Below are 9889 nucleotides of genomic sequence, written 5' to 3'. Positions count from 1 at the left end.
TCGTATTTTGCATAGAATTATTAACTTAATAGATGATTTAATGCATTATTACAGCTAAGTGTTATTAGAACAGATTTTGTTGATAAATTTACTTTTAATGAATATTAAATAATAACTTGGTGTTTCACTAGAGAAAATAATTATTTAGTTATTGTGGCGAAAAAAATTATTTTTCAAGATACTTCCATACATATCTTTCTGTGTAATTCTTATTTCTGAATCTACAATAATATCAAGCCAGTTCTCGTCATCATTAATCAGTATAGGAAAATTGACTGCAGGATCTTCACCTTTTTCAATGAATGTATAATTGTGTGTATGACCACATAACATTACATCGATGTTAGCATTGTTCAATATTGGAGTGAATTTCCGAATCACATCTTTTGTGCCGTGCCAGGTGGTGGCAGTGGGTGGAATGTGCATGATCACGATACGATACGGTGCCTGTTGAAATTCAACCGATGACACAACAGACTCCAGCCATTCAGCCTGATTGGAACGATAGGCATCAAAATGAGATAATTCTGAATATTCAATATCAGAATCGGGTTTGTCTTCACCGCCATCCAGGATGATGAAATAAACAGGTCCGGCCTGAAAAAAGTAATAAAACTCACCTGTTTTCGTAGGGAAATAATCATATAAACCAGCACTGCCACGCCCCCTTGTTTCATGGTTTCCTCGACTAAAAAAAAGAGGAATCTCTTTCGCAAAAAGTGCTACAGCAGTATCCATAAATCCGTTGAAAATTTGCTCTGTATCATTCAAAATGGATATCATATCACCATTGAAGATGACAAGATCAGTATTGTCTCTGTTTATGCCACCAAGCATTTTACTAAGGTTCTCATTCTTGGAATGCAGGTCGTTCACCACCCTAAATGAGACCTTGTCAGCGTTTACAACGAGTGTTCTGAACTGGTATGGTTTTTGGGAATAAACATTCGAAGAAGCAGTATTGCCATACAGTACACGGTGATTTTTGTAACATACGATCTCTTTCGAAAAGATTCGATATCGATATTCTGTTCCGGGATGTAATCCTGAAAGATTTATACGATGTAATTTGCCTGTTTTTTTACTGCCATAAGCCGTTTCATAATACTTTGGGCGTTCGAATGCATAGAAACTATCATTTCCTATTGGCGCCATTTCGACCCAAGAAATGGCATCGTTATTTGTCGTCCAAATGATTGTTACTTCATTTTCTCCCATTTGTTGAAGATAAGGGCCGTGTGTAATTTCTATCCCCTGTGAAAAAATAAATAGTGGAAAGTTTAAAAAGAGTATAATAAGTTTCTTTGTCATTTGTTTTATATTGTTGTTACATTTTTTCTATAAAACATGGTTTGGATTATTAATAATATTACAATCGCCAGTTTTTTTCATCGTTATTTCGATGATTGGGACCTTTATAAAGTAGAATGATGGTCAAAGATAGAATTTTGATCTCTGAAAGTTGAATTTGTTCTTGGTTAAGAGTTTAATCATAAAGAGGGTGGTATCTTATTGTGATTCACCCTCTATTAATTATTTTGAAAAAATCTGATAATATTGAATGTTAGTGTGTAAAACAAAATAGCAAGTTGTTAGACAAATATGCAAATTGATAATAATATGCAATATAACAATCACAATATGCACTTAGTTAGCCAATTTATCCACCTCAAATATTGCCCCTACCGGAAAATGGTCTGATTCCTTGTCTGCCCAAGCATACACACCATATGAAGAAAGAGTTAAGACGCTGTTGCTCCTATACATCAAATGGTCAATTGCGTTCTTACTTCCCACGAATGTTCCAAGGCAGCTGTTGCTTTTGCAGGGTGACAGTAACTCCTGATAGAGTATCTTCATGGGTTCACTAGTCGGAGTACAGTTTAAGTCTCCTCCCATAATGACTGGTAAATCAAGCGATTTCACAATTTCTACCAATTCATTTGCTTGTAGTATACGCCACTTATCATTGCTTGTATGGTCTAAGTGTGTACTGATAAAATCAATATCTCTTCCGCCAATTTCTACTGTTACGCGTGCAGCTGATCGAGTTTCAATGTGTTCTCCTTCCCAATCTCCGCTTAGGGAGTAAGCTTCAGTCTCCTTGAAAGGATGTTTCGATAAAATGGCATCGCCATATTCTCCGCCATGAAAATCCATTGCTTTGGCAAAAAACCAGTACTCCATGCCACAAAGAGCTGCAAGATCGCGAGCAAGATGTACATCTTTCCCATTACGGGTGGTAAACGCATCTACTTCCTGAATTGCTACCAAATCGGGGTCGGCTTTTTTGATAACTTCAGCAAGATCGGGCAGGCTCCTTACACCTGTACTTGAAGCAGCACCTGCAATATTGTAGGTCATCACTTTTAGATAGACGACATCTTTTGTGGGAGGTGTTATTATTGTAGGTGTTTGATCGTTCGTTTCTTTCCCGCAGGAGGCCAGCAGGACAATAAAGCTTAACATAATTATTTTTCTCATTTCCATAGAATTATTAAATTTTTTTTAATGCCAGCAGGGTGTGTAACTCTGCTGGCATTGCATTGTAAATAACAGATTTATCGCCCATGTATGGCTATTTCCGCAAGTGATACATTTCCGTTACTACGAGTATTAGGTAGGATCAGTTTCACATATCGGCTTTTGATATTCAGTGAAGAGGCATCAATCTCTCTTAAGTTTTCCTCAGGGGTACCTAAATTGCTGGCATTAGGGTACTCTACACGGCCAAGTTCCGTCCAGTTTGAGTTTTCCACTCCGGGATAAGAGTAATTCTTGAAGAATGAGTGATTCACAAACGATACCGGTATATTGCCCAGCCATTCAAAATCTGCATCTGTGAGAAGATTATCATCTATTGCTGGTGCGTATACTATCACGGTTTGTACATTGTTATTATTGAATCTTCGGTAAATATCAACCTTCGCAATATTTACCGGTTCACCCATATCAATTACAATAGTAAAGGGTGGTGGATCTCTGGTGATTGTCGGATCAAGCGGATGAGTACCAACAGTATAATTTCCATAACTGGAATGCCAGATGGTGTTGTAATCGCCATCAAAAATAAAATGAGGCATATTCTGGGTACCGGTGAGCGAAGGTTGACCATGCCAGGAATTACAATATTCGATCGTCCATTCTGTTGTCGGTAACTTATATACGGGAGTCACTTGCTGCCATGCAATGACGAAAGTGTCCATAGCATTGGGTTCCGGCAAGAAAAAAGAGCGCACATCAAACCGGTTGATGTTCAACCCCGGGCATTGTGTCACATTCTGACCGGCCGGTACATTTACAGTTTTTTCCTCACCATCCAAACCGGTGTAGCGCACTTCGCTGCGAACGAGATTCGATGCTGGTGGAAACCAGCTAATCAACCCGTTAATATTGTTATTTGTTAATTCAAAACTTTTTACTGATCGATTTGTCAGTGACTCTTGAAAATAAGCACCGTAAGAATTGGCAAAACCAGTACTCCAAAGCGAATGGTGACCGAAAATATCGGTAGTCCGGATTCTAAAGGAATAGGACTTTTCTTCAATGACAGGTACAGCTACCGTACCCCATCCATAAGTAGGCATCGGGATAATAAGCGAATCTTCGTCCCAGAAAAGGTCAACAGTTTTGATATTCGTTGTATTGGTCATGTAAAACTTGAAATAGACTTGATTGTGCCCTGCAAAAAAACTGGATTCATCCAGTTTTAGTGCATAAACTTTCTCTCCGCCTTCGATAAACTGCTTGTGCACGTCCATCATATTCTCACATGACAAGAGCAATGCACATGCAACAATCAAATGTAATATATATTTTTTCATATGTCAATATTTAGTTTTTCACTAAAGTTTTATAGAATTCAATTATTTGAAGATTTAATTATCTGTAATGTGCTAATCCTCGTATATTCCCTGTACAGTAATTTCAGCTGGATGCACATAAGGCCTGTTTTCCCAGGAAGTCATGAACCTGAACCGGAGATACCGGTAAGAGTCTGACGAGATCGGAAAAGAAGCTTCATGTCCGTTTAAGGCAGCCAGACGGTCTTCATCGGTATTAACCGAGTATTGGTCGTTGGTTCCAGAGGGCTTGATCATTGTGTAATCAATAAGTTGTGTCCATTCATCCCAGTTGCCGGTAGTCGGGGCTTCCTTTCTGCCATAGACAATAATCCTACGTGGATTTCCCCATGAATAATAGACCCCATTTTGGAATCTTTGGAAGAATGTCACCCGGCTCAGCATGGCCGGTTTACCCAGATCTATCGTGATGCCCACTGGTAGTGACCCGGAATAGCTGTGTCCAAAGGTATTTACGTCGTCATCGAACATATATTCGTCACGGCCTTCCCAGTTTGTAAATGTACCATCACCCGGTAGGTAGCTTCCATTTACTTTGTAAATCGACCATAGATTCTTGTCCAGTGTCATTTCAAGCCAGGGGGTAACAGTTTCTCCCTCGGGATAAATTGTATCAGAAACGTTGTCCCAGTTGTCCTTTAGTATGATGGCAAATTTCCTGGGGATAGGCTCATAACCTCGAATGCTGAAAAAGGGAGCTTCTAGGTTTGAGGTCACAATCCTGGCAGTCTGCATTTTCCCATTGTCAGATTCCACAAGCATTTCTGCAGTAAGAAGTACTTTATCCAGGTTTTTCCAGGTATAGTAAGCACCGCCAAAGTCACTGGAAATCTCCATTGTTCTGGTAGCCTTGCTCAGCGGCGATTCCTGTGGGGTAAATTTGACCAACAGTGGGTCAGAGAGCTCCTGTGAACGGCTTACGGTATATAAAAGCACTTCATGTTCATTGGTATCGTTGTAACCTTCAATTTTCAGGTTATCTCCATAAAAGGAGGTAATCGATTCTCGCACCTTACCGTTACTAAGCTTGTAAACTGCCTTCACGGCCAGCACATCATCGTCGGGAGGCAACTTAAACGAGAGGATTGCGCCACCTGGTGCATACATAACTACCACATCGCTTACCGGAGCAGGTTTGCCTTTTGATATGTTAATCGGTTCCAGTTGCTTTTCTTCACATGAAAAAAATATCAGTGAAACCAAAACTGCAAATAATAATTGTGTTGCCTTCATATGAAATCGGTTATGAATCATAAGTTTTTAATTTTAATTGTCTTTTTACCATCCCGGGTTTTGAACTAGCTGAGGATTATTGACTAGATCGCTTTCTGGGATAGGTGCAAAATAATCTCTAAGCGTAAATCTTTGTGTATAGATTGTTGTTGGCATGTAATAAGCGCTGGGGCTTGTATCCTCTGCTGTTACATTCCAACCCTCGATATTCCGGTTTAACTCCAGATGTGCCGTTTTCCAGCGCTTCCTGTCCCAGTAGTCCTGGCCTTCGAGTGATAATTCAACTTTCCTTTCACGTCGGATAATCTCCCTCATGCCTCCTTTGGTTGCGGGTTTGTTTTTTTTGTCAGCGACAGCATATTTCTGATAACTTTCCACTAATCCCTCCAATCCGGCACGTTCTCTGATCATGTTGATGTAGGTGTAAACCTCAGGATTGGCTGGAGCATTGTCCTCACCGGGGGTCGCTTCATTGATTGTTTCGGCGGCCAACAGCAACAAGTCGGCAAAACGCATGTCAGGATAGGGAAAGCTCAAATATGTCAATTCATTGGCGTCACGCCAACGGGTGTTCAGGTTGACCAGCTTCTTTGCCCAGTATCCTGTAGCATTATATTCGTTGTTTGCCACACGGTTGGAAAATTCAGAGTACCGTGCCATGGGAAACATTGCTTCCGCATCGTTATTCGGTTCATTGTTGTAATGGTTGCCATACCACTTGCCACGATCGAAACCGAGTGCAGCATAGAAACGTAATTCTCGATCAAAATTGATTTGTGATGTAATTTCACCGAGTTGAATTACATATCTGTGTGACTCATCACCCACTCTAAGTGTTTGAAAGCGGTTATTGTATTTGTCATTCTCAGACCAGCTTTGATCATCTTCCAACGGAAGTCCATTTGATGAATAAAACAGGTCAACAATGTGCAGTGGAACTGCCAGCCTTGAGGTAGCGTTAGCGGCCGACCCAGCTTCAAACCTTGGTAAGCAGTGACGCTGTACATTGGATCCGCTGGGATATGAGGTATTGCCATATATCAGCTCGACGTTGGTGTTTTGTTGATCGCTTACTGCACTACGGAGCGTGTTGATGAGCAGGGTGGTGTCAGACATGGGTTTTGTCTGCATATAATCGGATGGCTGATACAAACGTATATCGTTAGCCTTACAGACTTCAATTGCTTCCTTGCAAGCTTCAGCTGCAATTGTCCAGCGGGACACATCTTTTACCTGATTGAAAAAAGGTTCACCCAGGTGGTTTTTAAACGAATTGTAATCGGTATTACCGTTGAAAAGATCACTTGCCCAATAAGTCAACACCCTTGCCTTCAATGCATAGGGAACTGCCTGCGTGAAACGCCCCAGTTCTGTGGTGCGGTTGGTAATACGGTCGGGCAAAGCATCAATGGCAATTACTTCATTAAGTAACTCCAGCACGTAGTTAAAGCAATCATCTATCTTTTCCCTATAGACACGGATACCCGTGGTTGAGGTGTTGATTGGTGTGCTTTCTTTCAATGGGCAGATGGGACCATAGTAGGTAATCAGGTAAAAGTGCATCCAGGCCTTTATTGTTTTCACCTCTGCGATCATCCGGTCACGTTCGTCACTTTTGAGGTCCTGTACCCTTTCTATATTGTCCAGGAAGGTATTGCATTCACGGATACCTGCATATAGTGACCGGATTGTCGTAGCTGTACTGCCCCAGTAGTTGATGACAGGCGATGTGGGATTGTCTTCTCCTAATGCATGTCTCATGCCGCCACTCGTGCGGAAATTTGAATTCATTATCATTTCCATAGACCCGAGAAATGCTGGATTCTGATCCCAACCTGCTGCCTTGGGAAGTCCCCAGTAACAGGTGGCAAGATACTGTTCTGCAGTATACCGATTGGCAAAAGCATCATCCAATGTAGGAATATTGTCTGGAACCACATCTAGATAATTACATGATATCACAAAAGTGGCAAATAATATACAAACAGTATTTTTTATCATTGATTTCATATTTGAAAATTTTATTTTAATTCAATTTAAAAATTCACGTTCAATCCTAAGTTGATTACCCTTTGCAACGGATATCCAAGTCCATTACCTGCCATTTCTGGATCCCACAGTTTAAAACGACTCCAAGATAACAGATTAGTGCCACTAAGATAGATTCTACAGTTACTCATATATATTTTTTCTGTCAGCCTTCTAGGTAAAGTATATCCGAATTCTGCCGATTTGAGGCGTAAAAAAGAAGCATCCTGCATCCACCATGTACTGGCTTGATTGTTGTTTGTAATACTGTAAGTTGATAACCGTGGCCAGAAAGCATAGGAATTTCGTTTGCTTTCTGTCCAGTAATTGTTGGCAATGGCTTGTAGCACGGCATTCTGCCCTATTAAGTTGTCATTAGTGTCACCATCAACAAATGGTTGGATGTTTCCGATGTTGAGCCAGAAGGATTGACGTCCTGATCCCTGAAAAAAGAAAGAAAAATCAAAACCCTTATAGCCAATCGTTGTCCCAAATCCAAAGTTGATTTCAGGAACGGTAGGGTAACCGATAGGAACTTGGTCTAAAGCGGAAATCACTCCATCGTTATTAACGTCGCGATACTTGATATCACCACCCATTACATTTCCGAATTGTGTTGGTGAATTGCCTACTTCACGTTCATCAATAAACAGGCGTTCGGCAATATAGCCCCAGTTTTGGTTGATACTGTAACCCACTTTAGACCGCCATGGAGTGCCGGTATAATCAGGCTCTTCCCATTCTAACACCTCACTGCTGGCATAGGTAAATGTACCTCGACCAGTGACATAGAAGTCATTCGTGATGAATTTCTCGTAATTCAACTCCACGTCGATCCCTTTACCACTGGCAACACCCAGGTTTGCCTTGATTGCAGGGATAATACCCATTGTCTGAGGAATGACACGTGTAAGCAGGATGTTTTTCCTTCTCTCATGGAAAATATCGATGTTTGCCGACAGTCCGCCTTTAACCGAGATTTCAGCACCCACATTCGTCTTATAGGCAGTTTCCCAACCGATCCGGTCATTGGCATATCGCGAGACATCTATGCCAGCCGGGTTATAATTCATCATTGCTCCCCAGTTAACGTTCCTCGATGCGTTCATATCAACCTGTGACAGGTAATAAAAGCGATCGTTATTACTACCGATTGCGTCATTACCCACCAGCCCATAGGTCGCTTTCAGTTTAAACTGTGGAAAAAGATTGTTCAAATCACTGAAGAATTGTTCGTTTGAGAGCATCCATGCGAGTCCTACCGAAGGGAAAAAACCCCACCGATGTTCCTTCGAGAAACGTTCAGAGCCATTGTATCCGAAGTTGAACTCACCAAAGTAGCGGCTGTCATAGTTATAGGCCAAACGACCGGACAAGCCGAGGTTACGGTTGGGTAACGAAAGCAACAGGTTATCGGCAATGCCGTTCTTCTCCTGTCGCATGATATAGACAAGCAAACCATTGAGATGGTGTTTATCCGTAATATTCTTGTTGTATTCGAAAGCCGATTCAAGATAAAACACAGTGTTGATGTTCCTTGCGCCAGGGCTGTATTTCAGGAATGTATCCCCGGATTCAGGATTCAGGTTTTTAAGCGTATAGGAATTGTTAGCTAAATTATAAGAATCGATACTGTAATAGAACGGTGAATATTCCCTGACAACTGTAAACTCCGAAAAACGGTTCATGTTGACCATTGTACGGAATGTTAGACCATCGGTTAACATATCTAGATTCTGTTTTAACTCGAATTGGGTCATAGTCATGTTTTTGCTATAATCACGATAACCTCTCAGAGCTTGGGCATAGGGGTTTATGTAGTCAGCCGTAGCATAGTTGCCAAAAAGCACATGGTTCACATAATCAAATTGTTCGTCTGGTTCGTATGATGGTTTGAAGTAAACTGGGTTGGCCTGCATTACCTTGCGATACATAGCAGATCCACCGTCGATCGGTCCCCGATAATCGTCAAATGTTGAACTTAACCGCATGATTAGTTCTGTACTCTTTGTTAGATTAACGTTCACATTCGATCGCACAGTGTACTTTGTAAGGTCGATGTTTGAGTTGAAATTGTTCCGCCGGTCGACCTTCAAATTTCCATTATCTTTTGCAATACTTGCGGCTACGTAGTAACGAGCAATTGAACCACCTCCACTAACACTAATATTGGCTCGTTGGTTGATGGTATAGTCATTAAACATTGCTTTATACCAGTCAGTTGCCGGAAAGATATTGGGATATAGACCTCGCTGTGTCATCTCTATTTTTTCAGCGGAATATTCCCTGATACCATTGGGGTCACGCGTCAGTACCGCTTCGTTATGCATATTCATATAGGTGATTGGGTCAGCTAGTTTTACTATTTGCGTTGGAGTGGAAAAGGAATTTTCGATCCTAGCATTTACTTGCATTTTTCCTTCCCTTCCCTCTTTTGTTGTTACCAATATTACGCCGTTGGCGCCTCGGGCACCATAGAGGGCAGTCGCTGTAGCGTCTTTCATAATGGAGAAGCTGGCAATATCGTCGGTGTTTAACCGAGCCAAATCATCTGCAGTTAATTCAACGCCATCAATCAAGATCAGCGGGTCTTTCTTAGCATCTGCCCCGAAAGTGGTAATTCCTCGGATGAAAAACTGCGCATTGTCACTCCCAGGCTCACCACTGGTTTGATATGAAATCAGCCCTGCTACGCGTCCTGCAAAGGCAGTAGTAAGATTGCTACTGGGTACTTTTAATTCACTTGTTTTAACTGTTGAGATTGA

Annotated in this window: 6 protein-coding genes; all 6 read right to left on the bottom strand. The window is 41.3% G+C overall.

Annotated features, from left to right (window positions below):
- Positions 1 to 144: 144 nt before the first annotated feature.
- Complete coding sequence (locus B3B27_RS06245; RefSeq protein ID WP_286847129.1) at positions 145 to 1311, bottom strand: FN3 domain-containing metallophosphoesterase family protein; 1167 nt, start codon at positions 1309 to 1311, stop codon at positions 145 to 147.
- 336 nt (positions 1312 to 1647) lie between these two features.
- Positions 1648 to 2484: an endonuclease/exonuclease/phosphatase family protein gene (locus tag B3B27_RS06240; protein WP_238867654.1), complete on the bottom strand. Its 837-nt coding sequence runs from the start codon at positions 2482 to 2484 to the stop codon at positions 1648 to 1650.
- A 77-nt stretch (positions 2485 to 2561) separates the two neighbouring features.
- Entirely contained in the window at positions 2562 to 3824 is a 1263-nt protein-coding gene (locus B3B27_RS06235; RefSeq protein ID WP_238867653.1) for a DUF4998 domain-containing protein, read from the bottom strand.
- A 72-nt stretch (positions 3825 to 3896) separates the two neighbouring features.
- Positions 3897 to 5096 carry a DUF4959 domain-containing protein gene (locus tag B3B27_RS06230; RefSeq protein WP_238867652.1) on the bottom strand — a complete coding sequence of 400 codons (1200 nt, stop codon included), beginning with the start codon at positions 5094 to 5096 and terminating at the stop codon, positions 3897 to 3899.
- A 45-nt stretch (positions 5097 to 5141) separates the two neighbouring features.
- A complete protein-coding gene (locus tag B3B27_RS06225; protein WP_238867651.1) occupies positions 5142 to 7106 on the bottom strand; it encodes a RagB/SusD family nutrient uptake outer membrane protein in 1965 nt (654 codons plus the stop codon).
- Positions 7107 to 7132: 26 nt separating this feature from the next.
- Positions 7133 to 9889, bottom strand: a 2757-nt coding sequence (locus B3B27_RS06220; protein WP_286847125.1) for a SusC/RagA family TonB-linked outer membrane protein, incomplete at its 5' end; no start/stop codon positions are given.

Source organism: Proteiniphilum sp. UBA5463 (assembly GCF_002427225.1).
GTDB lineage: Bacteria > Bacteroidota > Bacteroidia > Bacteroidales > Dysgonomonadaceae > Proteiniphilum > Proteiniphilum propionicum.
The sequence above is the reverse complement of the archived record's forward strand: the minus strand, read 5'-3'. Positions and strand labels throughout refer to the sequence as shown.